Here is a 25,550-nt window from a genome sequence, read left to right on the forward strand (position 1 = left end):
TGGCCCGTCAGGGTGGGCAGGACCAACCCCTGACCGAGCACGACGAACCCGGCGGCGACACCATCGCGGCCACCGGCCACGGCGACGCCACGGCCGACGGCCCGTTCACCACCCGGCAGCTGCTGCGCCTCGACCACGCGCTGCGCATCGCCGACCAGGAGACCGGGCTGACCTTCAGCGTCTACATCGGCGAGTTCGAGACGCCGGCCCGCGAGTTCGCCGAGGGCCTGCACCGGCAGATCGACGGCGCCGAGCGTGCCGTGCTGATCGCGATCTCGCCCAATCAGCGCAAGCTCGAGATCGTCACCGGCGTCGAGGCGCGCAAGCGCATCTCCGACCGCGACGCGAAGCTGGCCGGCCTGTCGATGGCGGCCGCGTTCGCGGGCGGCGACCTGGCCGGCGGCGTGGTTTCGGGCCTCGACCAGCTCGCGAGCCACGCCGGCCGCTCTTAGTCAGATCTAGGACAGCCCCGGTCCCGCCCCAGGTGGGACCGGGGCTGTTGCGTTTCGAAACACGGCGGCAACAACGTTGTGTAGGTAGGCTCGTTACCCCGTGCAACGGAGGTGATGGGGTTGACGATGACGGGTCCGGCCGCGAGCACTCAGCAGCGGTGGACGGCGCCGGACGGGCGGTGGAGTGAGCCCGACCTCCACCTGTTCCCGCAGGACGGCCACCGCTACGAGATCATCGACGGTTGCCTGCACGTCGCGCCGCCCGAGCCCGCGTCGCACGAGGCCCTCGTCGGCGCGGTGGTGACCACGCTGCGCTCGGCCGCGCCGCCCGGGTGGTGGGTCTGCGACCGGCTGGGCGTCGAGATCGGCGACAGCAACGTGGTGCCCGACGTCACCGTGCTGCGCCCCCGGTCGTCCGGCGCGGTCTGGTGCGACCCCGCCGACGTGGCGCTGGTCGTCGAGATCGAGACCGCGGCCACCCGCCGGTTCGACCGGCTGCTCAAGCCCTCGCTGTACGCCGACGCCGGCATCCCGTCGTTCTGGCGGGTCGAGCCCGGCCGCCTCAGCCCGGTGCTGCACGCGTACGAGCTCGGCGCCGCCCGCTACCGCCCCCTGCACAGCGTCGAGGGCGCCGAGCCGGTCAAGCTCGACGCCCCCTATCCGATCCGGATCGCCCCGGCGGCCTGGATCTAGCTCGCGGCCTCGCGGTCCTTCGTGCGGGCCTTGAGCGCCCGGACGACGCCGTCGCGGCCCTCGGCCACCAGGCGGCGCAGCGAGGCCGGGTTGCCCTCGCGGGCCAGCCAGGCGTCGGTGAGCGCGACCGTCTGCTCGCTGATCTGGTACAGCGGATATCCCAGCTGCGCGAACTCCTGCGCCGGCTCGCTGTCGGAGCGGGCCCACACGTCGGCGACGACGTCGAAGTACTTCTCGACGTACGGCGCGGTCAGCTCGACCTGCTTGGCGCTCTGGAAGCCGCTCAGCAGCGACCGGTTGAGCCAGTTCGGCACGTCCTTCTCGCCGGTCAGCTCGGCCCACACGCGGGCCTTGTTCTCGGCCGTGGGGATCAGCGCGCGGGCGACCGCCGCCTCCCGCTCACCGCTGGCCGTACGGTCGGAGGCGAGCTCGGCCTCGATCTGCTCCTCCGTGGCCGCGCCCAGCGACGCGAGCGCCTGCAGCAGCGACCAGCGCAGCTCGGTGTCGACCGTCAGACCCTCGGGGATGCCCGAGCCCTCCAGCCAGCCGCGCAGCACCGCCTGCTCCTCGGGCGTGCGCGCCGCGGTGATGAACGACCGGGCCCAGCTGAGCTGCCAGCCGCTGCCCGGCTCGGCCGCGGCCAGCTGGGTGCGGGCCAGCTCGGCGAGCTGCGCCCAGCCGGTGGGCTGCCAGGCCGGGTCGGCGTACTGCGCGACTGCCGTGGCCGCCTGCCGCGCCGTCCACGTGGTGAGGTTGATGTCGGTCTCGGCCGGCAGCCCCGAGCAGACAAGCGTCACGTAGTCGCGGGTCGCCAGCTCGGCGTCGCGCAGCATGTCCCACGCCGCGTTCCAGCACAGCGCGCGCGACAGCGAGGACTCGAGCCCCTGGATGTGCCGCACGACGGTGGCCATCGAGCGCTCGTCGAGCCGCAGCTTGGTGTACGAGAGGTCGTCGTCGTTGAGCAGCAGCACGTCGGCCGCCTTCACGCCGGCCAGCGCGGGGATCTCGGTGCGCTCGCCGGTGACGTCGATCTCGAGCAGGTCGCGGCGCACCAGCCGCTCGCCCTCGAGGTCGTAGAGGCCCACCCCGATGCGGTGGGTGCGCAGCGTCGGGTAGTCCGCCGGGGCCTCCTGGCTCACGACCACGCTGCCGTAGGTGCCGTCCGCGCCGATCTCGACCAGCGGGCGCAGCGTGTTGACCTGAGCGGTCTCGAGCCACTGGGCGGCGAACTTGCGCAGCTCGCGGCCGGACGCGGTCTCGAGCTCGGTGAGCAGGTCGTCGAACGTGGCGTTGCTCCACGCGTGCTTGGCGAAGTACGCCCGCAGGCCGGTCAGGAACGGGTCGAGACCGACGTACGCGACGAGCTGCTTGATGACGCTGGCGCCCTTGGCGTACGTGATGCCGTCGAAGTTGACCTCCACGGCCTCGAGGTCGGGCATCTCGGTGTAGACCGGGTGCGTCGAGGACAGCTGGTCCTGGCGATAGCCCCAGCTCTTGCGCACCGACAGGAACGTGGTCCAGGCGTCGGTGAAGCGGGTGGCGTGCGAGTTGCACCAGTGGCTGGCCCACTCGGCGAACGACTCGTTGAGCCACAGGTCGTTCCACCAGCGCATGGTCACGAGGTCGCCGAACCACATGTGCGCCATCTCGTGCAGGATCGTGTTCGCGCGCTGCTCGTACTCGAAGTCGGTGACCTGCGAGCGGTAGATGTAGTGCGCCTCGGCGTGCGTCACGCAGCCGAAGTTCTCCATCGCGCCGGCGTTGAAGTCCGGCACCCACAGCTGGTCGTACTTCGGCAGCGGGTAGCGCACGCCGAACTGCTCGTGGAAGAAGTCGAAGCCCTGCTTGGTGACCAGGAACAGGTCGTCGGGGTCGAGGTACTGCGCCATCGACGCGCGGCAGAAGACGCCCAGGTCGATGCCGTCGTGCGAGTCGCGCACCTCGTGGTAGGGCCCGGCGCACAGCGCGGTGATGTACGTGCTCATCCGCTCGGACTTGGTGAAGTGCACGGTCTTGGCGCCGGCGCCGGCCGCCTCCTCGCGCTCGACCGGCATGTTCGAGACGACCTTCCAGTGCGCCGGCACGGTGGCGTGCCACGTGTAGACGCTCTTGAGGTCGGGCTGGTCGAAGCACGCGTACACCCGCTGGGCGTCGGCGGTCTCGAACTGGCTGTAGAGGTAGATCTCCTTGTCGACCGGGTCGACGCTGCGCTGCAGGCCCTGCCCGCTCGCCGAGTAGGCGAAGTCGGCGTCGACCACCAGCTCGTTCTCGGCGGCCAGCCCGGTGAGCGTCAGCCCCCGCTCCGCGGTGAACCCGGCCAGGTCGACCGGCGTGCCGTTCAGCGTCGCGGACCGCACCGAGGCGGCCGCGGTCTCGATGAACGTCTCCGCGCCCGGCTCGGTGCAGGTGAAGGTCACGACCGTGGTGGAGCGGAAGGTGCCGTCGCCGGGATTGCCGTGGCCGTCGGTCAGATCGAGGGTGATGTCGTACCCCGTGACCTCCAGCAGGCGTGCCCGCTCGGCAGCCTCCACCTGGGTCAAATTACGAACTCCGGCCACAGTCACTCTCCTCTGAGCGCACAAGCTTTCCGTAGCCAGCCTAGGCGGCGCTCCGGTGTCCCACCCCACCCGCTCCGCAGGTACCCCTCGGCGGACACGGATTAGTTGCGAGGAGCACTATCTGATTCATGACTGAACGCGACACCGTCGACATGTGGTTCGACCCGCTCTGCCCCTGGGCCTGGATGACCTCGCGCTGGCTGCTCGAGGTGGAGAAAGTCCGTCCGCTCGACGTGCGGTTCAACGTGATGAGCCTGTCCGTGCTGAACGAGGGCCGTGACCTGCCCGAGGACTACCGGACCATGCTGGACAACGGCTGGGGCCCGGTACGCGTCTGCATCGCGGCCGCCGAGGCCGCCGGCCCGCAGGTGCTCCGGGACCTCTACACCGCGTTCGGCACCCGCATCCACCTCAAGAAGTACGAGCTCGGCGAGACGCTCTACCGCGAGGCGCTGACCGAGGTCGGGCTCGACCCGGCGCTGGCCGACGCCGCGGGCAGCGACGCCTGGGACGACGCGCTGCGCGCCAGCCACGACGCCGGGATGAAGCCCGTCGGCATGGACGTCGGCACCCCGGTGATCCACGCCCCGGGCCCGGACGGGGGCGAGAAGGTCGCCTTCTTCGGCCCGGTCGTCACCCCGGCGCCCAAGGGCGAGGCCGCCGGCCGGCTCTGGGACGGCGTGCTGCTGGTCGCCGGCACTCCCGGCTTCTACGAGATCAAGCGCACACGTGATGTGGGTCCCATCTTCGACTGAAGGGTTGAGAAACCAGCGAAAAGCGCTACCCACACCTTCGCCGCGTCGTTGGATGGGGTGATGCAGACCTCATCCAACGCGGAGGCGGCAATGGCGGACTCCGACGCCGTCGCCCAGTCGGCGATCGCGGTGCACCGCGGCGACTGGACGAATCTCCCGCCCGACCTGGCCGCCATGGTGGCCCCGCCCATCACGGTCTCGGCCGTGCCCTTCGAACGTCCGGTGGGCAGCTGGCGCCGGGGACAGATCGCCCGGTCCCGCGGCAACATGCCCGTCGGCAGGCACGCGCGGGCGGCCCGGTAGTTTCGTGTCATGACGGTCGTGCACCCGATCAGCCGCGCCTGGGTCACCACTGGTGGCACCGGCGCCCAGAACTACGACGAATTCGCCGACGACGCCGAAATCACGTCCATCATCGCCGACAATCCGCATAGTTCTCTCGCTGTCGAGATGCCCCACCTGGCACCCGAGTCGCTGGGCAAGTCGTTCCTCGACGCGCTGCCCGACGCGGTCGCCCGGCTCGCGCTGGAGCGCGCCGAGGGCCTCTACACGCCGGCCGACGAGGTCGTCGTGCTCTACCAGATCTCCGCGCCGGGCGAGCCGGCGGCGTACGGGCTGTGGAGCATGGTCGACACCGATCAGATCTCCACCCGCGCCGACGAGCCCGGTCTGGTCATCCGCAACGAGGACGTGTTCCTCGAGAAGGTCCGCGAGCGCGTGGCCCTGGCCGAGGCGGTCGGCACGCTGCTGTCGCCGGTGCTGCTGCTGCAGACCGGCCGGGGCGAGGAGCTGCACACGGCCCTGGCCGCGGCCGTCGAGGCGGCCGGCGCCCCGGTCGCCACCGACGTCGACCAGACCGGCCGCACCCACGCCATCTGGGTGCTCGGCCCCGGCCCGCAGCAGGACGAGCTGACCGCGCTCGCGGGCGGCGGGGAGCTCGTCGTCGCGGACGGCAACCACCGCAGCCTGGCCGCGCAGACCGCCGGCCTGAACCGCTTCCTGGCCGTCGTCACCACGCCGGCCTCGGTCGCCATCCAGCCCTACAACCGGCTGGTGAGCGAGCTTCCGCTGCCGCTCGACGAGCTGCTGGCGCGGCTGCGCTCCGCCGGGGCGACAGTCACCGAGGTGCCCCGGCCCGCGCAGATCCCCGCCAAGGGCACCATCGAGCTGTACGTCGCGGGCCGCACCTTCGCCGTGGGCCTGCCGGTCAACCCGCACCTGCCCGACGTCGACAACCTCGACCACGCGCTGGTCGAGCGGGTGCTGCTGCGCGACGTGCTGGGGCTCGACCCGGGCGACAAGCGCATCAACTACGTCGGCGGCGACTACCCGGCCGAGTGGCTGCGCGGCGAGGTCGACGCCCGCCGCTCCGAGCTGGCCGTGCTGGTCGCGCCGGTGACCGTGGACGACTTCGTCCGGGTGAACCTGGAGCGGCAGAAGCTGCCCCGCAAGAGCACGTGGTTCACGCCCAAGGCGCGGGGCGGTCTCGTCCTCGCCCAGCTCGCCTGATGCTCAACCCCCAGGTCACCGCGGCCGCCGGGCTACGGCGGCCGCCGCCGGCCGTGTTCGCGGACCGCGCGGAACAGCTCGCGTACATCCGGCAGGCGATGGAGGACGCGGTCGACGCCGAGTGCGGGCCTGCGCTGCCGCTGCCGGTGGTGGCCGACGTCGACGCCGGGGGAGTGCCGGCCCGGCTCTACGCCGCGCGGGTCGACGCGCCGGTCCTCGTCTATCTGCACGGCGGCGGCTGGTGCTACGGCAGCATCGAGACCGTCGACCGGGTCTGCCGGCGCCTCGCCGACCGCTCCGGCTGCGCGGTGCTCTCCGTGGGCTACCGGCTCGCCCCCGAGCACGTGTTCCCCGCCGCCCTCGAGGACGTCGAGACGGTGCTGGCGTACGTGCGCAAGAACGGCGCCGAGCTCGGGGTCGACCCGTCCCGGCTGGCGATCGGCGGGGACAGCGCGGGCGGGCAGCTCGCCACCGTGGCCGCACGCCGCCAGCGCGACGCCGCCACGCCGCTCGACCTGCAGGTGCTCATCTATCCCGCGATCGACCCGATGACCGCCTCCGAGTCGTACGACGAGCTCGGCTCGTACGGCCTGGACCGGGCCTCGATGCGGCTGGCGTGGGAGACGTACGCTCCCGACCCGGCCACGCGGTTCACGCCCGACGTGGCGCCGCTGGCGGCCGACCTCGCGGGCCTGCCGCCCACCCTGGTCATCACGGCCGAGTACGACGTCCTGCGCGACGAGGGCGCCGACTACGCCGACGCGCTGCTGGCCGCCGGGGTGCCCGTCGTGCACACCCGCTACATGGGGGTGAATCATGGGTTCGCCCGCAAACTCGCGGTGATCGATGACGCGCGGGTGGCCACCGACCAGGTCGCCTCCTACCTCCGCGCCGCCTTGTGCTTCTGACGATCGGCTTTTCTGAGAGAGTGAGACCATGCGCGTCTACCTGGGTTCCGACCACGCCGGTTACGAGCTGAAGATGCACCTCGTCAACCACCTGATCAAGCAGGGGCACGACGTCGTCGACGTGGGTCCGCACGTCTACGACCCGGAGGACGACTACCCGGCGTTCTGCCTGCACACCGGCGCCAAGGTGGTCGCCGACCCCGGCTCGCTGGGCATCGTGATCGGCGGCTCGGGCAACGGCGAGCAGATCGCCGCCAACAAGATCGATGGCGTCCGGGCGGCGCTCGTCTGGCGCACCGAGATCGCCCAGCTGGCCCGGCAGCACAACGACGCCAACGTGCTCAGCATCGGCGCCCGCGAGCACACCCTCGACGAGGCCACGTCGTTCGTGGAGACGTTCCTGGCCACGCCGTTCTCGGGCAACCCGCGCCACGCCCGCCGCATCGCCCAGCTCGCCGAGTACGAGGCCGGCCGCCCCGACCTGCCCGAGCTCCCCGCAAGCTGAGGCCGGGCCCGCGGCCGCACGGCAGCCGGGCCTGTTGCCCGCGCGGCCCGTCATCCGCGCGGCCCGTCATCCGCGCGGCCCGTCATCCGCGCGGCCCGTCATCCGCGCGGCCCGTCATCCTGGAGGCCGGTCATCCCGGGCGGCCCGTCATCCGCGCGGGCTCTCACCCCGCGCGGGCGGTCACCGGTTGCGGGGCAGGTCCTCGCGGGGCACCCAGTTGCGGCGCACGATCGTCAAGTTGCGGTCGGCGTCTGCCAGATCCTCGTCGGTCGGCCGGGCGGCGTCCCGGGCACGCAGCGCCGCGCCCACGCTGACCTGCGAAGACCCCGAGCCGACCAGCCCGCGCAGGCCGCGCTCCGCCTCGCGGTCGTCCGCGCCCGGCGCGGGCCGCCGGCCGCCGTTGCGCGGCGGACGCACCACCCGCTCGGTCGGCGCAGGCGAGATCGGCGCGGGCGCGGGCGAGATCGGCGCGGCCGGGACGGGCGGCGCCACCTCGCTCCCCGGGTCGGCGATCGCCCCGGTCACGGCCGAACCACCCTCGGCGGCCCCGGCCGCAGCGGCGTCCGGCACGGCACGACGATCGGCCGGCCGGGCGGTCACCGGGGGATCCGCGGGCGCCCCGGCGGCCTGGTCGGCGGGCGGCGGCGGGGCCGGCGCGGCGGAGCCGGCGGAGGGACGCAGGCGGCGGCGTCGGCGTTCGGGCTCACCCATGCCGCCGACGCTACCTCGCGCACGGTCAGAACATGTCGATCGAGCTGGGCTGCCGGTGCCACTGGAAGGCGGCCGTGGGCAGGTTGTCGGTGAGCTGCCGCACCCGGCCGGAGGCGACCAGCGCCGCCGTCGTCGTGCCGCCGAGGTAGACGGCGCCCAGCTCGGTGATCGAGCAGGCCAGGTCGGGCGCGTCGTCCGTCCGTACGCAGGAGGCCTTGTCCGGGCCGCCGGTGAGCCGCCACCGCCCGGTGTTCGCCTCGAGGATCGGGTCGCTCACCTCCAGCACCGCGTCGACCGGGGTCGCGTAGCGCCGCGCCTCGAGCGCGGCCGGCAGGTCCACGATCCGCACGAACAGCCCGTCGGTCAGGCTGCGGCCCAGCTTGCGGGGCTCGTCGACCACGTACTGCAACGGCTCGTCGACGGCGCCGAAGTGGAACGACGCCGACCTCGTGAGGTCGATGCTCAGCAGGAAGCGCCACAGCTCCGCGTACACGCCGGGGTCGCCCGCCACGACCTCGCGGACCCGCACGTCGGCGGCCGGGCCGTGCCTGTTCCAGTCGTCCTTGACCCGCCAGGTGGCGTACCCGGCCGGCCCGTCCGCGGTCTCGTAGAGCACGCCGCGCAGCTCCGTCGCGCCGTCACGCTGCGACTCGCTGTCCTTGAGCAGGAAGTCCCACCAGTGGTCGGGACGGCTCGACCAGCCCACCCGGTGGACCCGCAGCCGCTCGTACACCGCGGCCAGCTCGGCCTTCGCCTGCTGGGGCCGGACCAGGCGCAGCCTGCCCGCGGGCGCCGGCGGCCCGGCGACCTTGACCTCGCGGCTGTGGACGTCGAAGCGGACCCGCTCGGACGCCGGCCCGTACCCGTACCGCGGATAGATCGCGGTCTCGCTGGCATAGAGCGCCGCGATCGGCTCACGACCGGCCTCGGCGACGTCGGCGAGCTGGCGCCGCATCATCGCGGTCAGGATGCCGCGGCGGCGGTGGGTGGGCAGCACGCTGACGCCGGTCACGTGGGCGGTGGGCAGCACGGCGCCGGGCACGGTCATCTCCCGGGTCTGGATGGCCACCGTGCCGACGATCGTGTCGCCGTCCTCGGCCACCAGCGTCCGCCCGGGCTCCATGATCATTTCTTCGAGCTCGCGCGTCTCGTCGGTCGTGCGCTCGTGAAAGGCGTACAGCAGCAGGTCGGCGAGCGGGCGCCGGTCGTCCTCGGTGGCGGTGCGCAGGCGCACGGATTCGTCCATGGGCACCTGTGTAACCGAACGCGTCTCCGAGGGCGAACGATTTGCCGGGTCGCTACTCTCGATGGGAGCCGGTGGGACCCGCCGCCGGCCGGAGGGGGAAGCGAATGCCTGAGCAACCGCAGTGGTCGGAGCGGACGCTCGACATGCCGCCGCAGGACCCGTGGGCCGACGCGCCCACCACGCCGACGCAGGGGCCGCCGCAGCCCCCGGCGCCGCCGACGGCCGCGTTCCCGAGCGAGCCGGCCGCGCCCTTCACCCGGGGCCGGGCCCAGGTGAGCCCGCGCACCGAGCGTCAGCCGTACGCGGAGCACGAGCCGACCGGCACGGGGTGGCCCGGCGCCGGGGCGCCCGAGCCGCACCACGCCATGACCTGGCGGTGGAGCGAGCTGCGCCAGGGCGGCGAGTGGACCAGCGCCGCCGTGCTGTTCGCCTTCGTGTGCTGGGGCATCTGGGCGCTCTCGGGCGACGGCCCGTTCGGCACGCCCACCATCGTGCTCGTCGTCACGCTCGTGGTCGCGCTCGGCGTCTTCTGCCTGGCCCGCCTCGTCGGCCACCTGGTGCTGGAACGCCAGATGGGCCGTGTCCGGCGCACCGCACGCGGTTCGCACCTGGTCACGGCCCTCTTCCTGGCCGGTGTCGGCGTCGCCTGGCTCCAGCAGACCCCGTGGGTCGTCGACGCGTGGAACTGGGTCGCCGACCTGGTCAGGTGACCGGCTTGCCGCCGGTGATGCCGAGCACCTCGCCGGTGGTGTAACTCGACTCCTCGCTCGCGAAGTAGACGTACGCCGCGGCGAGCTCGGCCGGCTGTCCGGCGCGGCCCATCGGCACGTCCTCGCCGAACGTCTTGACCTTCTCCTCGTGCATGGTGGCGGGGATCAGCGGGGTCCAGATGGGGCCGGGCGCCACCGCGTTGACCCGGATGCCCTTCTCGGCGAGGTCCTGCGCGAGCGCCTTGGTGAAGGCGACGATGCCGCCCTTGGTGGTCGCGTAGTCCAGCAGGTGGCTCGACGACTGGAACGCCTGCACCGACGCGGTGTTGATGATGGTCGCCCCCGGCTTGAGGTGGGGGACGGCCGCCCGGCACAGCCAGAACATCGCGTACAGGTTGGTCTTCATCACCCGGTCGAACTGCTCGTCGGTGATGTCGGTGATCCCGCCCGGCTGCGCCATCTGGTAGGCCGCGTTGTTCACCAGGATGTCGAGGCCGCCGAGCTCGCTGACGGCCCGGTCGATGATCGCCTGGCACTGCGCCTTGTCCCGGATGTCGCCGGGGACGAGCACGGCCTTCTGCCCCGCCTTCTCGATCAGCTGGGCGGTGTCGGCGGCGTCCTCCTGCTCCTCGGGCAGGTACGAGATCAGGACGTCGGCGCCCTCCCGCGCGTACGCGATCGCCACCGCACGCCCGATGCCGGAGTCACCGCCGGTGATGACCGCCTTGCGGCCGCTGAGCCGCCCGGAGCCCTTGTAGCTCTCCTCGCCGTGGTCCGGCCGGTCCGGCATCGCCTTGGTCGAGCCGGGCGGGTCCTGGTCCCCACCCTTGAGCTCCGGGCCGGGGTACTTGCTCTGCGGATCCACGCGTGCCTCCTTCGTGCGGTGTGCGGATCAGCACGGTATGCCCGCGAACCGATTGGGTATTCCCGCCGCCGTGATTGATCAGCGGATAGGCGTCGTCGTGATCACCTGGCAGCGGCGCGACGAGGCGCTGGCCGCGGTGCAGCGGCTGCGGGAGCTGCCGGAACAGCCGCACGTCGTGCTGGTGGACAACGGGTCCACCGACGGCACCGCGGACGCCGTCCGGGAGCAGTTCCCCGAGGTGGAGGTCGTCGCGCTCACCGAGAACATGGGCGCGGTGGGCCGCAACATCGGGGTGGCGCGGCTGCGTACGCCGTACGTGGCGTTCTGCGACGACGACACGTGGTGGGAGCCGGGCTCGCTGTCCGCCGCCGCCGACGCGCTGGACGCCTATCCGCGGCTGGGCCTGGTCAACGCGCGCATCGTGGTCGAGCCCGCCGGCGTCGACGACCCGATCGTGGAGGAGCTGCGCGACTCGCCCGTGCCCGGCCCCGACTGGCTGCCCGGCCCCGCGCTGGGCAGCTTCCTGGCCGGCGCCACCGTCGTGCGGCGCGAGGCGTTCGAGCAGGCCGGCGGGTTCAGCCCGCGGCTCTGGCTGGGCGGCGAGGAGGAGCTGCTGGCCACCGACCTGCTCAGCGCAGGCTGGGAGCTGTGCTACCTCGAGGACCTGGTCGTCCACCACCGCGCGTCGGCCCTGCGCGACGCCACCCACCGTCGCCGGGTCGGGTTGCGCAACACGCTGTGGTTCGTCTGGATGCGCCGCCCGATCCGCCCCGCGCTGCGCCGCACCGCGTTCCTGGCCCGTACGGTGCCCCGCGACCGCGTCTCGGCGCTGGCCGTCCTGGACGCCGCGCGCGGCCTGCCCTGGCTGATCCGGCAGCGCCGCCCCCGCCCCGCCGACGTGGAGGCCCGCCTGGCCCCCCTCGACGAGGCCCAGCGCCGTTCCCGCGCCCGCCGCTACGTCGGTTAGCCCGCGCACCCGCTTCTGCCCGGAACGCCGTCTGCCCAGCTCGGCGTGTCTCCCGAGCGATCTTGGTTGCCGAGCGTGACCGAAACTTGATCTCACGGTGGGGAATTAAGGGAGAGCTAATAGACGCCCGTCTAACACCCGGGCTAACTTCTCGGGCGGGTATCTGGCTGCTTCACGCTCCAGAAGCTCCCGGCCGGGGCACCCATGCCGGCCGAGACGCGCGGCGCCGGGTGGCGGCCCGGCGCCGCGCCCCGAAACCTCGACCCACGGGAACATCCCGGTCGCGCGCTACGGCCGCAACCCACCGCTCACCTCGCGCGCGCCAGCCGCCGAAGGCGGTGCACCACCACAAGAAGCGCTGCCGTCCCACCACTGAATCCCCATGCCGTACCCCCTGATTTCACCAGGGGCCACCAACGACGGCCCGCAACCGATCGCAACGCGGGGTCCAGGGCTCGGCCCCCAAGTCTCACCAGGGGCGACGAACGACGGCCCGCACCGATCGCAACGCGAGTCTGGGGCTCGGCCCCCGGTCTCACCAGCGGCGACCAACGACGGCCCGCACCCGATCGCAACGTGGGGTCTGGGGGCTCGGCCCCCAGGAAGGAATACGAGGCGGCCAGGTCCGCGCACTCCGCGGACACAGTGACCCACCGACGAGCGGGCGACGAGAATCGAACTCGCGTAATCAGTTTGGAAGGTGCCTAGATGAGCGCTTCAGCCGTGATCGGGGGCTGGGGCCACCTGCGACGCACTCGCATGGCTTGCGGGACTCAGCGTGCCGTTCAGGGCCCTTGTTGACCGGTGTTTGCCGATCGATCGGGCACGCCACGGGCACGTCCGGCCACCTGAGACGGCGCGTTCACTGGCCCCGTGACGTACACCCGTGTGGCTCAACGGATACGTGAACGCGGCATGAGCGACCAGTCCGCCAGATGGGGCGGCACAGTCTGTCTCATCCGCTTGACCATCTCGCGGGCTGATTTCTCGTCGTCGAAGTAGTGACTGACCTCTTGGCCGTCGCTGCCTCCAGTGCGGCCGATCACCTGCCAGCCGGTGGCAGTGCGCAGAAGGTAGATGTCACGCCGGTTGGCGCCGTACCGCCTGTTGGAGTGGTGCTCGACCGGCTCCGCCATGGGTGACAGGGTAGAACAGGTGTTCGAGAGCGGCCAACCTTCCTAACGGTGCCCGACTGGGTACAAGGGGGCAAGAAATCGAAATTACAAGCTTGTAATTTTTCTTGCCGATCTTGTGCTTGACCTGATCAACCCATTGTTGAAGTAACGGGCGACCCGGTGAGCATGAAAGCCATGCGGCTTAACTGGCTGGTACTCCGTACTCACCGCCAGGTGCCCGTCAATCTCCTGCACGTCTATCGGCGGCCTGTGATGCGCGTGCGGCCGCGGGAATCTCCCGGACGAACTCAGGCTTCGGGTTGGTGACGTGTACGGCCTGACCATCGTCGGTCACGTGTGCTTGGGTTAGCCGGCCCAGGCTGACTCGTTGGAACGGCACAACGGACAGCAGCAGCAGGGCGAGCCCGCCGAAGAACAGCCCTACGAAGACGCCGGCGGCCGCGTCGGTGAGAGCGCCGATAATGAACGCGCAGGCGAAAGCGGCGACACCAAGAAACAGCAGGACGCTAGCTAGGGTGATCCCGACTGCTCGTTCCCGGATGCAGTGGGCGCACATTGGCCACCCCGTGGCTTTGACGATCTTCACCTGATTCAGGTACTCGGCTGCTCGATCAACTGAGGTGTAGCCGGGCGCCAACACCTTCTTCCGGGAGCCGATCCTTGGGTTCGACTTGAGCGCGAAGGTTACCTTGCGCGCATACGGCAGGCCATGCCGCGCGCAATGCTCCGGCAGCCGGAGTTCCTTCTCGAGCCAGGTGGTCGAGATGTCGACAGCTGTCTCTGCCGGCACAGGTCCTCCCATATGCTGTAGCGCCGCGGCCGTCCACGGCGCGTCACCGACAGAGTACCCAGCACGACCACATGGGGTGATCGATGAGTTTCAAGGCCGAACCCGAGCGTGTCCAAGCGTTCGCGAGCACCATCACCGATCTCGTCGACGACGCCGACCGTGCCGTCAACTACAGCCGCAACTACCTCGGTATCGGCTACAACGAGGGCCGCATGTTCGCGACCGTGGTCGAGACCGCCACCGCCGTCCGCGAAGCGCTGCTTACCAACTACCAAGCCCTCGCCAAGCTCGCCGACCAGTCCGGGCAGGAACTCGACCGCGCCGCCAGGGACTACCACGCCACCGACCAGGACGCCGCTCGCCGCATCGACGCCACCTACTGACCGAGGATTTGCAAGCCGAAGGAGCACCTGTCGTGGCCGATGCACCCGCCGCCGTCCTGACCATGCCCGACGTGGGACCGCCAATCCCCGACCTGGTCAATAACATACTGGGTGGCAAGCAGTACATCAGCCCGTCCTACTGGCTCGGCTGGGCCGCCGACAAAGTCTGCGGCGTCAACCCGTGGGACTGGGCCGCGCAGCAATTCGCCGGCGACTGGAACGCCGCAGCCGAAGCCGGCCAAGCCCTCAAGCAACTCGGCCAGTTCAACCAGCGCTACGCCGACGCCATCGACCAGGCCCGCAAGGCCACCATTCCGGACCACTGGGACGGCAACGCCGCCCAGCAGGCACAGAGCTACTTCACCACGCTAAGCAGCGCGTTGCGCGAGCAGATCAGCGCCCTCAACGACATCAGCAGCCAATTCCACAGCCTGGCCGCCGGCATGGAAGAGATGGCTCAAGCCCTGCAAAGCCTGTTTCAAGATCTCACCGACTGGCTCATCGCCATCGGCATCTCCGCCGCCGCGACCGCCGCCACCAGCTGGAGCATCGTCGGAGGCATCGCCGGTGGCGTCGCAACGCTCGCGTCCATCGCCGAAGCAGCGAAAGTGTGGTTCATGGTCCTCGACTATCACGATATGGCCTGGGCCGCCGTCCAAGGCTTCACCGGCCTGTGCGCCGGCTACCTCGGCGCCATCCACGGCATGCAAAGCATCGACCTGCCCGGCACCGCCTACCACTACCCAAGCACCTGACATGACCCATCCCGACGACCCCGACGCCCCCACCCTGGCCGTCGCCCACGGCAACCGCGCCCTCGCCCGCCACCTGCGCCAATCCCTCGAAGTCCTCCGCGAGCGCAGCGACAACCACGACTTCCGCCAGCTCGTCGACAATGTCCTCGCCGGCCGCACGAACTTGCGCGACGCCTACACCACACCCACCTTTGCCGCAGGCATCAACTTCCACGTCGAGCAGTTCGCGCAACGCTACGAGCAGCTCAGCCCGGAACAACGCGCCGACTTGACCGACCAAGGCCGGCAAAGACTTGATGAAGAGAACCGGCGGATCAACCTCGACGGCTGACTGGCGCGAACCAATCCTGTCTGGCTTCGTTCGCGATTTTGGGGTTCTGGCTCACGAAGTGTGGAGCCCTATGACGACCGCCACCGATCACGTCGGGCAGTAGACGATCCGCACCACCTGGCCGGTGTCATCCACGACGGCAACTCTCGTGTCGGAAGCCTCGGCAGGGCGTCCGCCCGTGGCGTTGGCGGCGACCGTCACCAGGGGACAAAGTGTTGTCTTGTCATACGAGCTCAGCGGAACGTGGGACGCCCCTTCCCCTGCGAGCCCGAGAAGCAGAGCCGCGAGCAGCGGAATCAAGAGGCAAAGACGTTGTCCTGGTGCTCGGCCTACCACAGGCTCCACCTGATGGTCGAGATCGATAAGAACCACGCCCAGACCTTAACTAGTAACGCCGAGGGCGCCTCCATACTTCGTGAGCCAGAACCGATTTTGGGCGCCAGATGTTCGCGACTTTCGGCACCACTCTGGCCGCACCGATCGCCGCCATGTTCGTGAGAATCGGCACCACTTACCGATCTTGACCGGTGGGCGGCACCGACGGTCGCTCAGGAGCCCGCTCACGCTGAGTGCAAGCGATCATGAAGCCACTCGGGCACGGGTGCGCGGATCTGCCGAGATGAGTGCGCTTAACCATGCGGCCTGTTATCTATCCCTGCTGGTTCAAGCGCGGTCAGCGACAGGACTCCGGATGTCAGAGTTGTCGGCCCCAGCAGGCGTTGTCTGTGTCGTTGTGCAGCGAAGGCTGCCGAGCGGCACGACGCCGGGTTCTCATTCTTTCAAGATCGGGTGTTCGGCGTTGTCCAGCCACGCCTTCGTCCTCGCGCGTTGCCTTGCAGTCCTCGAGTTTGCAGTTCGGACCGGATGGCGGACGGTGATGCCGTCAGGCCATCGGTCTGCATGGTGAAGTGGAGTTTGCCGCGCCAGCGCCACCCGGGCGGGCGCAGGCCGTCACGGTCGATACGGACCACCCGATGCCGGTCGGCTTGGTCGACCGTGATCTGGAGTGTCGTCAGCGGCCAGAAGCCGCGCGTACGGGCGCAGACGATGATGTTGTACGGCACGGCGACCGCGTCACAGTGGGAGGCGCCCAGTTCGATCTCCGACGCTGCGAACCTGATTGTGGGTGGGACCCGGCGTGCCGGACGGAGTTGTACGAACGGGAGCAGCAGGAGCACCACGACTGAGGCGGCCGCGTGGGGGAGTAGCCGTGGCAGCGTGGGACCGTCGCTGAGGACGTAGAAGGTCAGGGCGGCCAGCAGCAGCGCCGCACTGAGCGCTACGACAAAGGCCGCATAGACGGCGAGCGCGTGCCGCCACGGTGAACGGCGGTACACCACCTCGTCGTCGCTCATACTCTTGATCCTGCCAGCCTTGTCGTGGCGCGCGCCCATTACTCGCCCCTTATCAACCAAGCGCACGCACATTTGCCGCCGACAGTGCTCGGTCGAGGGATCGCGGGCCAGCGTGTGCCGAAGCGGTGGAACTGTCAGGCTCGCCGCTGCGGTGCGGTTGGGCTGCTCTGCGGGAGATTCGGGAAGGTGGTGTGCAGGTCGGACAGGAACTGTACGTAAAGCCAGGCTTTCATCGGAGCCGTCAAAATCATCGGCCGGGCGGCGGCCTTGGAGGATGGGGAAGGTGACGCGAATGTCAGCGAGGAACTGGAGGTACTCGTCCGGGCCGACGGTGGTCGCAGCCGACTCGATCGCGCTGACCGCAGCCGCGAGCGGGTCGCCGATCGCGGTGCAGTTCAGGGCCGACAGCGCGGAGAACTGCTGAACCGACTCCTCCGTACGGGACTGCGGTTCGAAAACCGGCAGATAGGGCACATGCGTTCGGTCGCCTATGGCATCGGTGACGGCGTACCAGCCGGACTCTTCGTCGAACGGCGCCGGAAGCGGCTCGCCGCCGCGTAATGCCGCCACCGCGGGAGCGACCACACGATGATCGGTGATACCGGCTACGGACAGGGCTCGCAGCGCCGCCCAGCGAGCGACGTCGCGCAGGGCGTGCTCATCAAGTTCCGACAAGGCCATTACCAGGTCGCGGTCGATCAAGGTCATAGTCGCCGTGTACGCGTCCGCGGCCTGCAGCCGGACCGACTATAAGCTGCGGGAACAGCCGCCAACGTCCATGCACGTCCGGCTCGGGGACCCACGGTTGTCACTCAGATAGTCACCCATTGGACCTCTATCGTGGTTGACCGCAAGTCGGTCCGGCTTGGTTGTTGCTGTATTACGCTGCCATACCGGCAGAGTGTGGAAGCGTGACGACATCGAGGAATGGGTCGAGGTGCATCGTCTGGATCTCCTTCCCTGACTGACCGCTTCTGGTATTAATCTGTTCGCTGATGTCGCGCACGCAGCTCGTTGAGCGGAAGTATCTGCCGCCCTCCACCGTTGACAAAGTCAACGACGGCATTTGGCGTAGGATCGGCGAGCGAACCTTCAGAAAATCCAACAAAACGGCCGGGGCCGAAATGCCGATGGACGACGGAAGAACCGACAGTCACAAAAGTGCCGTCGCCAATTTCTGCTGAATCTATAAGGTTTCGTCGTGCAGCTCGGCCAACCATTGGTTCACGCGTCATGCTCCTAACAAGGTCTAGTACTTCGCGAAGCATGTCGTCCGAAGGTCGCTCTTCGGCGTTGCCATTTTTGAAGGTGCCGAGATCGATCAATTGAACTTTCAGCGAGAAGTCGTTCCAGGCACGATCGAAAGAAGTTCGAAGCCTGTCGGGGTCCAGCGGCCGCTCGCAGCTAGTGTTAATTGATTTAACCAATTTGAACATGTCTTCTTGATCGGTCGCGCTCGTAGACTGAAATTGCGCGAGCGGCCCAGTGATATCGGTCGGCTTGATTCCAAGAAGAACCGGCCGAACTTTTCCGCGATCCAATGTCTTAGCGAGTGCACCTGCCTCGAAGTTCAACCATGGTTCGTGTTGATTGGTGGGAGTGATGCATAGTAGGCCCTCACTCAGGTCCTCCAACTGTTCACCGACCTCAATTAGCCACTGCTGTCCTTTCTCAATATCTTCGCTTGACACCCAAGGCTCGACTTGTTGTATGACATCCGGCAGCCAATCTCGCAGTGCTAAAGCGAGTTGCTTGCTCGATTCCTTCGACCAGCTGATGAAGACCCGCATGACTATGCCGCCCATCCCATCCATTCGGACCTCACGTGACCCTGCAAAATACCAGTCTTCACCGATGCGATAGGTGGCCCTTCAGGGCGTGCTGGTCCGTCCAGCTCGCTCGCCATCCCGTCACCCTCGACCCGCCCATCGTGGGAGCGGGGCACTGCCGGCGCCCGCCGCGTCAAGACGGCCTTGACATTAGGCACCCAGGCCGGCGGGCGCCGGCGGGGGTCTGCTCGGCTTGCCCGGGGCGACGGGTGACGGGGTGCGCAGCCATCCCGGAGCCGGAGTGCCCCCGCCGGAGGCGCAGTAGCTCGGACCGACCACCGAGACCGCGTGGCGCTACGGGCCCAACGCAGGCAGCTCGTCTGCGTCACCAACGCCGGGCAGGTCGCATGCCACCATCTACTCTTCGCGCCCCTTGGTCGTTGTCCTTCTCCGCGGCCCGTAGTAGTCCGCTGTTTACGCCAGCCGACGGGCGTTGGCATGGCCGCCGCCGACCGGCTTGCCAGGCGGCGGCCATGACGCCCTGGGCGGCGGCGTGAGCGGCCCGTTTCGGGCCGCCTTGAAGACGTACAGAAAGTTTGAACAGATGCTGGCTGCCGACCAGGGGCTCGTCACATGGGTGCGAGCCATCCATGTGACTCGTTACATGTGGAGTAGTACCGTGGCTCCTGTGGAAGATCCCGGACAGTCAGACTCTCTGCGTACGAAAGTTTTCGGCGAACGCATAGTCTATGACAATCCGTGGGTGCGCCTGGCCCTCGTCGATATTGAGCCGCCTGACGGTCACAGATTCGAACATCATGTGGTCCGTCTGCAGACCGTAGTCCTGACTATCGTGTTGGACGATCAGGACCGAGTCCTAATGATGTGGCGCTACCGTTTCGCGACGAATGAATGGGGCTGGGAAATCCCGGGCGGCATCCTTGAGAAGAACGAGGAGCCTTCTACTGCCGCTGTTCGAGAAGTCGAGGAGGAGACCGGTTGGCGCCCAGGGCGGGTGGAGCATTTGGTTTCCTTCCAGCCCATGCCTGGCATGGTGGACACTCCGCACGCCATTTACCTTGGACGCGACCCCAAGCTTGTCGGCGAGCCAAGCGATGCGGAGGAGGCGGCAGTCATCGACTGGCTCCCTCTTAGCGATGTCAGCGAGCTGGTCTCCAAGGGTCGAGTCATTGGGTCCGGCTCCCTTGTGGCGCTACTTTACTTGCTCGCACATCGAGGTTCACCCGAGAAGCGCTAGCTTTTGAAGTCGTTGCTTCTGTCGGACTGAGCCTGCTTCCTTGGCCAGTCGCCGGCCTTCGGTCGCATATCGTCGTGCTTCGTCACGATCTCCATGGACGAGATGTGCCTGGGCCAAATCGCAGTGCAGAGACGCTCCGCTTCTCGCGCTGATCGTGCCGTCTCCCGCTAGCGCTGTAAGCAGCTCTTCGATAGCGCCTACGTCGCCAAGCCGTGCGAGTGAGTTTCCGCGCCAGCGTGCGAGATGAGCCGCGTTCAACACGATGAACGGGAGCTCGGGGTCGACCGCTGCAGGGTCGCCTGGCAGTACGGCTGCCGCTTCATCGAGCCTTCTCAGACAGTTTTGGTCGTCTCCGTTCGCAGAATCGACCTCGGCTTGAGCCGCGAGTAACCACGCTCGGAAACGGGGCGGCACCTTGGTGCCGGCTTCTCGCACTGCCTCGCCGACGAGTTCGGCCGCGGCTTCCCTCTGTCCGACGTCGACCAAGACGAAAGCTTGTTGAGCCATCGCGTGAGCTAGGAGCACTGAGTCCCTAGCTTCAAGCGAGGCAAGTCGTGCGGTTTCGTGGTACTGCCACGCTCGAGTGACAGCACCTACGTCGAGTGCCTGCCAGGCCGCTAAGGCTGCTGAATCCGCCAAAATGGCCGCAAGTCGTTGTCGTACTGACGGAAGCACCGCGTGCGATAGAGATTCTTCAATTGTGGCTAAATGTCCGCTCATCTGATCTACCAGGGCTGCAGCACCGATGCGGCGGTCCATTGTGCGTAGGTAGTCCGTCTGCCTGGCCAGCATCTCGATAGTGAACTTGTCGACTGAACGCGCCGCGGTAATACGACGCGCGAGCGCCGCGTACTCCGCCTTATCCGCATCATGATCGTTGGCGTCGGTCGGAGCGAATAGCTCATCATCGGTGAGTCCGTAGATGGCTCTGAAGAGCATGCGGTATGGCTCGCTCACCGCACGCCTGCCGTTCTCAAAGCTAGACAAGAGCATCTGGAGACTGCTGGGACTGGCAATCGCCAAGCCGGCGACTTCTGCTCGCCGCGTCAGCTCGGCTATTACCTGTGTCTGTTTGAGCCCGCGAGCTGCCCTAGCCGCCTGGAGTCGAGTTTTCATTGGGCTGGCCTTCCCCGGTTGTCAGCTGTAGCGGGCCGGTAGAAGCATCAGCGATCGACTATACCCTGCTATCCGAACTTAACAAGTGGCTGTTAAGTCTTGTTCTTTGTGGTGAACCGATTGGCAGGCGTCTCCTTGACATATGAGCGAATCGCTCAAACGAGCGGGCGTCCGCAGGGGACGCGCTCACTACCCAGGGAAAGGAACCCTCGTGAAGATCTACGTGGACACCACCGACATCACGTTCACGGTGGCGAAGAAGGCTCAGCCGAAGGTGGACGAGAAGGGCAACCAGCGTTCCGAGAGGGGAACGGGCCGTCCGATGTGGCAGACCCAGGTCGTCGCGCTCGACGAGACCGGTGGCGAGGTGATCAACATCACGACGGTCGGTGAGATTCCGTCGGTGGAGGTTGGCCAGTTCGTCACTGTCGAGGCGCTGGAGGCCAAGGCGTGGGCTACCAACGGTCGTAACGGCACCGCGTTCCGGGCGGCGTCGCTGAAGCCCCTGACGAGTACCTCGGCGAGCAAGTAGCTCTTCCAGCAACACCGGAACATCCTCAGCCACAAGTGTCCGTGGCAGACCCTTCGACCGCACGCGGTCGCAATCTCCACTGCATCAAGCTGATCGGTCGCAGGGATCGCGCTGGCTACCAGCGTCCTGGACCTCTGGCCGTACCGACGGCCGTCGTAACTCCCGAAGTGTGGCGCGGGGCCGGTACTGGGCTACCGAACCTGCTGGCCTCGCCGCCTTCCCAACCATTCCAACCCCTACGAGAAGGGGCGGTTGACCATGTCCACTTCAGCTCTCGTTTTCGCCGTCGCCATGGCGACGCTCGTGGCCGCTCACCAGCTCGCGGACCACATCTTCCAGACCGACGCCAACGCCAACGCCAAGGCCACCCTGGGCCGCAACGGCTGGCGTCACCTGTTCATCCACGTCGGCACCTACCACGTCACCGCACTGGTCATGCTGCTGGTCACAGCCGCCGCGCTCGATGTGCCGCTGACCGTGGCCGGCATGACGGCCGGGCTCGGCTTCTCGGCTGTCACCCACGCCATTCTCGACCGGCGCTGGCCGGTCCGCTGGATCCTCCGGCACACCGGCTCGGCCGCCTTCGCCGAGCTCACCACGCCGCTGTGCGGCATGTACCTCGCCGACCAGGCCCTGCACTACGGCTGCCTCTGGGTTGCCGCGCTGCTCATCGCCTGTCTCTAAAAATCGTTCGTGAAAGGACGTCTTCCGATGACCAACTGGTACATGTTCGCCGAAGACAAAGACGGCTACTCGCACGAGGTCAAGGTCGACCCCGCGAATATGGCCCGCCAAGTGCGTGACCTCGAAGCGCAAGGCTACTCAGTCACCATTCTCGACGAGGACGAGCGCATCAAGATGGGCCTTATCGCCCAGCAATTCAGTCGGCTGCGGTCCGCCGACACCGATTGCTAGCTCGCCCGAAGAAGAACAGCGCGGGGTCGGAACTGGGCTACCAACCTGCCGACCCCACGCCTTCCCAACCCATCCAAGCCCTTCATCAGGGAGGACGAGCCGTGTCCAAATCTAGCGCAGGTCTCGGTTTCGGCAGAAGGGCCGGAACCGTCACCGTCATCGAGCAGCAAGTCCACCGCTCCTCCGCGCGTAACGCCCGGATGGCGTTCATCATCACCGCGCTGATCGTCGGCATCCTGGCCATGACGGTCGCCTCCGACCACATGCACCCGATCCTGGCCGCTCTGCTGGCCGCACCGATCGCCTTCGTGGCCGGCCTTCTCGTCTGGACGCTGGTTCGGATCTGGCCCGTGTTGCGGCTGCTGTGGTGGTGGACTCCCGAAATCGGCGCCGGTATGGCGCTGGTCTACGGCTGGATCGCTCTTGCGAATGCCACCCCCGCCGTAGTCACCCTCGCCGTGATGGCGCCCCTGGTCGGCATCCCCGCCGCCGTGCCCGCCCTCCGCCGCTGGATCACCGCTATCGCGTGGTGCTTCATCGTCCGGCACCGGCTGCGCGTCTGCTTCTCGCAGTTCATCATCGCCAACAAGTCCGGCAGCCTCCCGCTGATCCTGTGGGCCCGCCCCACCCCGGTCGGCGAACGCGTCTGGGTCTACCTGCGACCCGGTCTGTCCCTGTCGCGGCTGCAAAGCCGCCTCGACGAGATCGCCGTGACCTGCCACGCCTCCTCGGTGCTGGTCGAACTCGCCAGCAAGAACAAGAAGGCCGCCTATCTGCGATTCGACATCAAACGCCGCGAGGTCCTGACCGCCACGGTCAGCTCGCCGCTCACCGGCCTCGTCAACACCGACGACATACCCGCCCCGGATACGAAACCGGTTGACGTGCCGACCGCTCTGGACCTGCCCGACGTCCCGGCCGAACCCACACCCGCCCCGGCAACCGCCGGCAAGCCGGCCCCCGGCAGCAACGGCAAGAAGCCGGCCAAGACCGCCCCGGCCACCGACGTCGCCGACTTCGACCCCTGGGATTGAGGGGGTTCAACGATGAGCACCAACGCTGACGACACCTACGACAGCGGTCGCCTCTGCCCGGACGTCACGACCAAACATCCCGGCGGTCACCACCCAGAGTGCTGCTGCTTCCAGTGCTACCCCGACGACGACTCGATCGAGGTCCCGCTCCTCGACGTGGGCGGCTACCTCGCCTGTGGTTGTCACGGCTCGCAGCGCGAGCACACCTGCGACAACAACGACTGATCAACAAGGGACCGACGCGAGGGCCACTGGGCCTCCAAGCACACGGCCCCTGCGTCGGCCTCCTCGACCTTATCGCCTACCGGAGGCCCACACCATGACCACCATCGCTGCCCGCGACCCTGTCGGCATAGACCGGATACCGGTCGCGCCCGGCCTGTCGATGTTCGACCCCATGTTCATCGGCATCAACGAATTCGGCGAGCACGTGACGCTCGACGTCGTCTACCGCAACCTGCTGATCGCCGGCGAGCCCGGCGGCGGCAAATCCGGACTGGTCAACATCGCCGCCGGCACGGCGGCCCTGGCCGACAACACCCGCCTGGTCTGCTTCGACGCCAAGTACGTCGAGCTCGGCCCCTACATCGACATCGCCGACGAGTTCATCGGTGACGACATCGACAAGGCCATCAGCGTCCTGCGGCGGCTGCTGACCGTCGCCCACAACCGCTACCTATGGATCCTGTCGCAGCGCCGCCGCAAAGTCAGCCGCGACGACAACCTGTCCGTGATCCTCACGATCATCGACGAACTCGCCATGTTCTCCACCGTGCTCGGCACCAAGGCACAACAGGAAGAGTTCGAAAGCCTGCTGCGCGGGCTGGTCTCGCTCGGCCGCGCCTGCGGTATGCCCGTCATCGCCGCCACCCAGCGCACCTCCTGGGACATCATCCCCGCCAGCCTGCGCGACCTGTTCGGCTACCGATGCGCGTTCCGCTGCACCACCAATGGCAGCTCCGACGTGATCCTCGGCCAAGGCTGGGCCGACCTCGGCTACTCCGCCACCGACATCGACCCCGCCAACCGCGGAGCCGCCTGGCTGCTGGCCGAAGGCGGCATCCCCCGCCGCATCAAAGCCGCGTACCTCACCGACGAGCAGATCTACAACATCGCCGACTACGCCGCCTGGCTGCGGTGCCCGTCCGGCATCACCGTCCCTGCACCGTCCACCGCAACCAGTTGGGAGATGGCCGCATGACCACCCTGCAATGCCGCATCGTCAACGACTACGACGACCTCAGCCGGGAATTCCTGATCTACGGACCCGACGACCAGCTCCGCCAGCTGACCCGCCTGCACGCCCACGCCGGGACCCTCGTCAACGCCACCGCCCCGGTGACCGTCACCGTCAACCAGTCCCGACTGCGTATGCGCGTGCGCAACAGCATCATCACCGGCGGCGCACCCCGGCCCCTGCCGACCGGATCGCGCCTCGCCGGGTCCCCGGCTGCTTTCCACCACGACACGGCCAATACCACTCGCAGCAACCGACCGCCGCGTCCTCGACGCACCCCGACCGCGGCCATCGTCACGGCCATCGCGGGCATCGCAACAGGGCTGCTCACAGGCGTCGCCTACCTGCTCGGTGTGGCTGCCGAATTCACCGTCACCCACGCCGCGGCGATCCTCGTCGTCCTAGCCCTGGCCGCCATCGTCGCCGGCGCATTCACCCGCCGATCGCGACGCCGGCACTGCCCCGGCTGCTGACGCGACGGCCGCACCACAACTGCACAAGCCGTAACGGATGACAGGACCGGCTCAACGCCTGCCAGCACGACCGGTCCTGTCCCTCACCGAACGCCCATCCGAAGAAGGGACGTGGCTGCCATGAAGGCTACCCACCCACCGACCACCACACCCGCATCTGACCCGATGCGACCCTCCGCGCTCCTGCACGGGGCCGCCAGCTACCTGAAAATCCACGGCTGGACCCAGCACCAGTTCTACGACATGGTCGCCGACACCAAGGGTCCGTTCCCGCCCGCCTGCACCTCCGGCGCGATCATGAGCGCCGCCACCGGTCGACGCCTCCGCTTAGGTTTTGCTACAGATGCTGGCGACGAGGCCGGAGAACGTAATGCCGCCATGCGCGCGCTGCGTGTCTTCGCTGCCTGGATCGACCTCGAATACGACCCGCTGAGCTACAGCACCAGCGCGATCGACGTCGTCGGCGACTGGAACGACTACGACGGCCGCACCCGCGACGAGGTCATCGAAACCCTCACCGACGCCGCCACCCACTGGGAGACCATCCACCACCCCGGCGGTGCCCAGTGAGCTTCTCCTACGTCAAC

The 25,550-nt window shown here is 68.3% G+C and carries 31 protein-coding genes; 21 read left to right on the forward strand and 10 right to left on the reverse strand.

What is annotated here, in order from left to right:
- Positions 1-62: 62 nt before the first annotated feature.
- The gene (locus ACSNN8_RS19670) at positions 63-452 is read left to right on the forward strand and encodes a DUF5130 family protein (RefSeq protein WP_436650764.1); all 390 of its coding nucleotides are present in this window, start codon (positions 63-65) and stop codon (positions 450-452) included.
- A gap of 126 nt (positions 453-578) precedes the next feature.
- Complete coding sequence (locus ACSNN8_RS19675) at positions 579-1,145, forward strand: Uma2 family endonuclease (protein ID WP_436650669.1); 567 nt, start codon at positions 579-581, stop codon at positions 1,143-1,145.
- On the opposite strand, the gene pepN is transcribed toward ACSNN8_RS19675, so the two are convergent.
- A complete protein-coding gene (pepN, locus tag ACSNN8_RS19680) occupies positions 1,142-3,703 on the reverse strand; it encodes an aminopeptidase N (RefSeq protein ID WP_436650670.1) in 2,562 nt (853 codons plus the stop codon). The two genes, ACSNN8_RS19675 and pepN, sit on opposite strands and share 4 nt — an antisense overlap.
- Before the next feature lie 128 nt (positions 3,704-3,831).
- Between pepN and ACSNN8_RS19685 the strand changes: the two genes are divergently transcribed.
- From ACSNN8_RS19685 to ACSNN8_RS19705, 5 genes are read left to right on the forward strand one after another with little or no spacing between them, the layout of a single operon-like run.
- Positions 3,832-4,458, forward strand: coding sequence for a mycothiol-dependent nitroreductase Rv2466c family protein (locus ACSNN8_RS19685; RefSeq protein WP_436650671.1), 627 nt, complete (start codon positions 3,832-3,834; stop codon positions 4,456-4,458).
- 60 nt (positions 4,459-4,518) lie between these two features.
- Positions 4,519-4,761, forward strand: a complete 243-nt coding sequence (locus ACSNN8_RS19690; protein WP_436650672.1) for a hypothetical protein — start codon at positions 4,519-4,521, stop codon at positions 4,759-4,761.
- A 9-nt stretch (positions 4,762-4,770) separates the two neighbouring features.
- Complete coding sequence (locus ACSNN8_RS19695; protein ID WP_436650673.1) at positions 4,771-5,967, forward strand: DUF1015 family protein; 1,197 nt, start codon at positions 4,771-4,773, stop codon at positions 5,965-5,967.
- Positions 5,967-6,875, forward strand: a complete 909-nt coding sequence (locus ACSNN8_RS19700) for an alpha/beta hydrolase (protein WP_436650674.1) — start codon at positions 5,967-5,969, stop codon at positions 6,873-6,875. Before ACSNN8_RS19695 ends, ACSNN8_RS19700 begins: the two co-directional genes overlap by 1 nt.
- 28 nt (positions 6,876-6,903) lie before the next feature.
- Entirely contained in the window at positions 6,904-7,380 is a 477-nt protein-coding gene (locus tag ACSNN8_RS19705) for a ribose-5-phosphate isomerase (RefSeq protein ID WP_436650675.1), read from the forward strand.
- 180 nt (positions 7,381-7,560) lie between these two features.
- Here the strand turns inward: ACSNN8_RS19705 and ACSNN8_RS19710 are convergent, their stop codons facing one another.
- Together ACSNN8_RS19710 and ACSNN8_RS19715 are read right to left on the reverse strand one after the other, a co-directional pair.
- Positions 7,561-8,091: a hypothetical protein gene (locus ACSNN8_RS19710; protein ID WP_436650676.1), complete on the reverse strand. Its 531-nt coding sequence runs from the start codon at positions 8,089-8,091 to the stop codon at positions 7,561-7,563.
- A gap of 25 nt (positions 8,092-8,116) precedes the next feature.
- A complete protein-coding gene (locus ACSNN8_RS19715; protein WP_436650677.1) occupies positions 8,117-9,337 on the reverse strand; it encodes a GNAT family N-acetyltransferase in 1,221 nt (406 codons plus the stop codon).
- Positions 9,338-9,441: 104 nt separating this feature from the next.
- Between ACSNN8_RS19715 and ACSNN8_RS19720 the strand changes: the two genes are divergently transcribed.
- Entirely contained in the window at positions 9,442-10,047 is a 606-nt protein-coding gene (locus tag ACSNN8_RS19720) for a DNA-directed RNA polymerase II (RefSeq protein WP_436650678.1), read from the forward strand.
- Here ACSNN8_RS19720 and ACSNN8_RS19725 read toward each other — a convergent pair.
- Positions 10,040-10,912 (reverse strand): SDR family oxidoreductase, encoded by an 873-nt coding sequence (locus tag ACSNN8_RS19725; RefSeq protein WP_436650679.1) that lies wholly within the window; start codon positions 10,910-10,912, stop codon positions 10,040-10,042. The two genes, ACSNN8_RS19720 and ACSNN8_RS19725, sit on opposite strands and share 8 nt — an antisense overlap.
- Before the next feature lie 70 nt (positions 10,913-10,982).
- Between ACSNN8_RS19725 and ACSNN8_RS19730 the strand changes: the two genes are divergently transcribed.
- Positions 10,983-11,879 carry a glycosyltransferase family 2 protein gene (locus ACSNN8_RS19730; RefSeq protein WP_436650680.1) on the forward strand — a complete coding sequence of 299 codons (897 nt, stop codon included), beginning with the start codon at positions 10,983-10,985 and terminating at the stop codon, positions 11,877-11,879.
- Positions 11,880-12,772: 893 nt separating this feature from the next.
- On the opposite strand, the gene ACSNN8_RS19735 is transcribed toward ACSNN8_RS19730, so the two are convergent.
- The gene (locus tag ACSNN8_RS19735) at positions 12,773-13,015 is read right to left on the reverse strand and encodes a hypothetical protein (RefSeq protein ID WP_436650681.1); all 243 of its coding nucleotides are present in this window, start codon (positions 13,013-13,015) and stop codon (positions 12,773-12,775) included.
- A gap of 220 nt (positions 13,016-13,235) precedes the next feature.
- Positions 13,236-13,805 (reverse strand): hypothetical protein, encoded by a 570-nt coding sequence (locus tag ACSNN8_RS19740; RefSeq protein WP_436650682.1) that lies wholly within the window; start codon positions 13,803-13,805, stop codon positions 13,236-13,238.
- Positions 13,806-13,888: 83 nt separating this feature from the next.
- Here ACSNN8_RS19740 and ACSNN8_RS19745 point away from each other — a divergent pair, with 83 nt between their 5' ends.
- From ACSNN8_RS19745 to ACSNN8_RS19755, 3 genes are read left to right on the forward strand one after another with little or no spacing between them, the layout of a single operon-like run.
- On the forward strand, positions 13,889-14,188 hold the full coding sequence (locus ACSNN8_RS19745; protein ID WP_436650683.1) for a type VII secretion target: 300 nt from the start codon (positions 13,889-13,891) through the stop codon (positions 14,186-14,188).
- 32 nt (positions 14,189-14,220) lie between these two features.
- Complete coding sequence (locus ACSNN8_RS19750) at positions 14,221-14,943, forward strand: WXG100 family type VII secretion target (protein WP_436650684.1); 723 nt, start codon at positions 14,221-14,223, stop codon at positions 14,941-14,943.
- Position 14,944: 1 nt separating this feature from the next.
- On the forward strand, positions 14,945-15,274 hold the full coding sequence (locus tag ACSNN8_RS19755; protein WP_436650685.1) for a hypothetical protein: 330 nt from the start codon (positions 14,945-14,947) through the stop codon (positions 15,272-15,274).
- A gap of 87 nt (positions 15,275-15,361) precedes the next feature.
- Here ACSNN8_RS19755 and ACSNN8_RS19760 read toward each other — a convergent pair whose 3' ends face one another.
- The 3 genes from ACSNN8_RS19760 to ACSNN8_RS19770 all read right to left on the reverse strand — a co-directional run bounded on the left by ACSNN8_RS19760 (position 15,362) and on the right by ACSNN8_RS19770 (position 18,434).
- Positions 15,362-15,646: a hypothetical protein gene (locus tag ACSNN8_RS19760; protein ID WP_436650686.1), complete on the reverse strand. Its 285-nt coding sequence runs from the start codon at positions 15,644-15,646 to the stop codon at positions 15,362-15,364.
- A gap of 407 nt (positions 15,647-16,053) precedes the next feature.
- Complete coding sequence (locus tag ACSNN8_RS19765) at positions 16,054-17,337, reverse strand: hypothetical protein (protein ID WP_436650687.1); 1,284 nt, start codon at positions 17,335-17,337, stop codon at positions 16,054-16,056.
- A gap of 272 nt (positions 17,338-17,609) precedes the next feature.
- Positions 17,610-18,434: a TIR domain-containing protein gene (locus ACSNN8_RS19770; RefSeq protein WP_436650688.1), complete on the reverse strand. Its 825-nt coding sequence runs from the start codon at positions 18,432-18,434 to the stop codon at positions 17,610-17,612.
- 652 nt (positions 18,435-19,086) lie between these two features.
- On the opposite strand from ACSNN8_RS19770, the gene ACSNN8_RS19775 reads away from it, so the two are divergent.
- On the forward strand, positions 19,087-19,656 hold the full coding sequence (locus ACSNN8_RS19775) for an NUDIX hydrolase (RefSeq protein ID WP_436650689.1): 570 nt from the start codon (positions 19,087-19,089) through the stop codon (positions 19,654-19,656).
- Here ACSNN8_RS19775 and ACSNN8_RS19780 read toward each other — a convergent pair.
- Positions 19,639-20,772: an XRE family transcriptional regulator gene (locus tag ACSNN8_RS19780; protein WP_436650690.1), complete on the reverse strand. Its 1,134-nt coding sequence runs from the start codon at positions 20,770-20,772 to the stop codon at positions 19,639-19,641. The two genes, ACSNN8_RS19775 and ACSNN8_RS19780, sit on opposite strands and share 18 nt — an antisense overlap.
- A 211-nt stretch (positions 20,773-20,983) precedes the next feature.
- Between ACSNN8_RS19780 and ACSNN8_RS19785 the strand changes: the two genes are divergently transcribed.
- From ACSNN8_RS19785 to ACSNN8_RS19820, 8 genes are all read left to right on the forward strand, one after another.
- Positions 20,984-21,304 carry a hypothetical protein gene (locus ACSNN8_RS19785; RefSeq protein ID WP_436650691.1) on the forward strand — a complete coding sequence of 107 codons (321 nt, stop codon included), beginning with the start codon at positions 20,984-20,986 and terminating at the stop codon, positions 21,302-21,304.
- Positions 21,305-21,562: 258 nt separating this feature from the next.
- Positions 21,563-21,988, forward strand: a complete 426-nt coding sequence (locus ACSNN8_RS19790; protein WP_436650692.1) for a DUF3307 domain-containing protein — start codon at positions 21,563-21,565, stop codon at positions 21,986-21,988.
- Positions 21,989-22,015: 27 nt separating this feature from the next.
- Complete coding sequence (locus ACSNN8_RS19795; protein ID WP_436650693.1) at positions 22,016-22,219, forward strand: hypothetical protein; 204 nt, start codon at positions 22,016-22,018, stop codon at positions 22,217-22,219.
- 101 nt (positions 22,220-22,320) lie between these two features.
- Entirely contained in the window at positions 22,321-23,253 is a 933-nt protein-coding gene (locus ACSNN8_RS19800) for a hypothetical protein (RefSeq protein WP_436650765.1), read from the forward strand.
- 12 nt (positions 23,254-23,265) lie between these two features.
- Positions 23,266-23,478, forward strand: a complete 213-nt coding sequence (locus tag ACSNN8_RS19805) for a hypothetical protein (protein ID WP_436650694.1) — start codon at positions 23,266-23,268, stop codon at positions 23,476-23,478.
- Positions 23,479-23,572: 94 nt separating this feature from the next.
- A complete protein-coding gene (locus ACSNN8_RS19810) occupies positions 23,573-24,454 on the forward strand; it encodes an FtsK/SpoIIIE domain-containing protein (RefSeq protein WP_436650695.1) in 882 nt (293 codons plus the stop codon).
- Positions 24,451-24,963 (forward strand): hypothetical protein, encoded by a 513-nt coding sequence (locus tag ACSNN8_RS19815; protein ID WP_436650696.1) that lies wholly within the window; start codon positions 24,451-24,453, stop codon positions 24,961-24,963. The genes ACSNN8_RS19810 and ACSNN8_RS19815 overlap by 4 nt, the downstream gene beginning before the upstream one ends.
- A gap of 120 nt (positions 24,964-25,083) precedes the next feature.
- The gene (locus tag ACSNN8_RS19820) at positions 25,084-25,533 is read left to right on the forward strand and encodes a DUF6197 family protein (RefSeq protein WP_436650767.1); all 450 of its coding nucleotides are present in this window, start codon (positions 25,084-25,086) and stop codon (positions 25,531-25,533) included.
- Positions 25,534-25,550 lie beyond the last annotated feature (17 nt).

This window comes from Actinoplanes sp. URMC 104 (assembly GCF_051386375.1).
In the GTDB taxonomy this organism is placed as follows: Bacteria; Actinomycetota; Actinomycetes; order Mycobacteriales; family Micromonosporaceae; genus Actinoplanes.

Coding starts and splice junctions, on each gene's coding strand:
- ACSNN8_RS19720 (WP_436650678.1), top strand. CDS start 9,442: ATGCCTGAGCAACCGCAGTGGTCGGAGCGGACGCTCGACATGCCGCCG.
- ACSNN8_RS19820 (WP_436650767.1), top strand. CDS start 25,084: ATGAAGGCTACCCACCCACCGACCACCACACCCGCATCTGACCCGATG.
- ACSNN8_RS19755 (WP_436650685.1), top strand. CDS start 14,945: ATGACCCATCCCGACGACCCCGACGCCCCCACCCTGGCCGTCGCCCAC.
- ACSNN8_RS19795 (WP_436650693.1), top strand. CDS start 22,016: ATGACCAACTGGTACATGTTCGCCGAAGACAAAGACGGCTACTCGCAC.
- ACSNN8_RS19770 (WP_436650688.1), bottom strand. CDS start 18,434: ATGGGCGGCATAGTCATGCGGGTCTTCATCAGCTGGTCGAAGGAATCG.
- ACSNN8_RS19675 (WP_436650669.1), top strand. CDS start 579: ATGACGGGTCCGGCCGCGAGCACTCAGCAGCGGTGGACGGCGCCGGAC.
- ACSNN8_RS19700 (WP_436650674.1), top strand. CDS start 5,967: ATGCTCAACCCCCAGGTCACCGCGGCCGCCGGGCTACGGCGGCCGCCG.
- ACSNN8_RS19815 (WP_436650696.1), top strand. CDS start 24,451: ATGACCACCCTGCAATGCCGCATCGTCAACGACTACGACGACCTCAGC.
- ACSNN8_RS19745 (WP_436650683.1), top strand. CDS start 13,889: ATGAGTTTCAAGGCCGAACCCGAGCGTGTCCAAGCGTTCGCGAGCACC.
- ACSNN8_RS19780 (WP_436650690.1), bottom strand. CDS start 20,772: ATGAAAACTCGACTCCAGGCGGCTAGGGCAGCTCGCGGGCTCAAACAG.
- ACSNN8_RS19765 (WP_436650687.1), bottom strand. CDS start 17,337: ATGACCTTGATCGACCGCGACCTGGTAATGGCCTTGTCGGAACTTGAT.
- ACSNN8_RS19735 (WP_436650681.1), bottom strand. CDS start 13,015: ATGGCGGAGCCGGTCGAGCACCACTCCAACAGGCGGTACGGCGCCAAC.
- ACSNN8_RS19690 (WP_436650672.1), top strand. CDS start 4,519: ATGCAGACCTCATCCAACGCGGAGGCGGCAATGGCGGACTCCGACGCC.
- ACSNN8_RS19710 (WP_436650676.1), bottom strand. CDS start 8,091: ATGGGTGAGCCCGAACGCCGACGCCGCCGCCTGCGTCCCTCCGCCGGC.
- ACSNN8_RS19790 (WP_436650692.1), top strand. CDS start 21,563: ATGTCCACTTCAGCTCTCGTTTTCGCCGTCGCCATGGCGACGCTCGTG.
- ACSNN8_RS19695 (WP_436650673.1), top strand. CDS start 4,771: ATGACGGTCGTGCACCCGATCAGCCGCGCCTGGGTCACCACTGGTGGC.
- ACSNN8_RS19805 (WP_436650694.1), top strand. CDS start 23,266: ATGAGCACCAACGCTGACGACACCTACGACAGCGGTCGCCTCTGCCCG.
- ACSNN8_RS19685 (WP_436650671.1), top strand. CDS start 3,832: ATGACTGAACGCGACACCGTCGACATGTGGTTCGACCCGCTCTGCCCC.
- ACSNN8_RS19810 (WP_436650695.1), top strand. CDS start 23,573: ATGACCACCATCGCTGCCCGCGACCCTGTCGGCATAGACCGGATACCG.
- ACSNN8_RS19705 (WP_436650675.1), top strand. CDS start 6,904: ATGCGCGTCTACCTGGGTTCCGACCACGCCGGTTACGAGCTGAAGATG.
- ACSNN8_RS19715 (WP_436650677.1), bottom strand. CDS start 9,337: ATGGACGAATCCGTGCGCCTGCGCACCGCCACCGAGGACGACCGGCGC.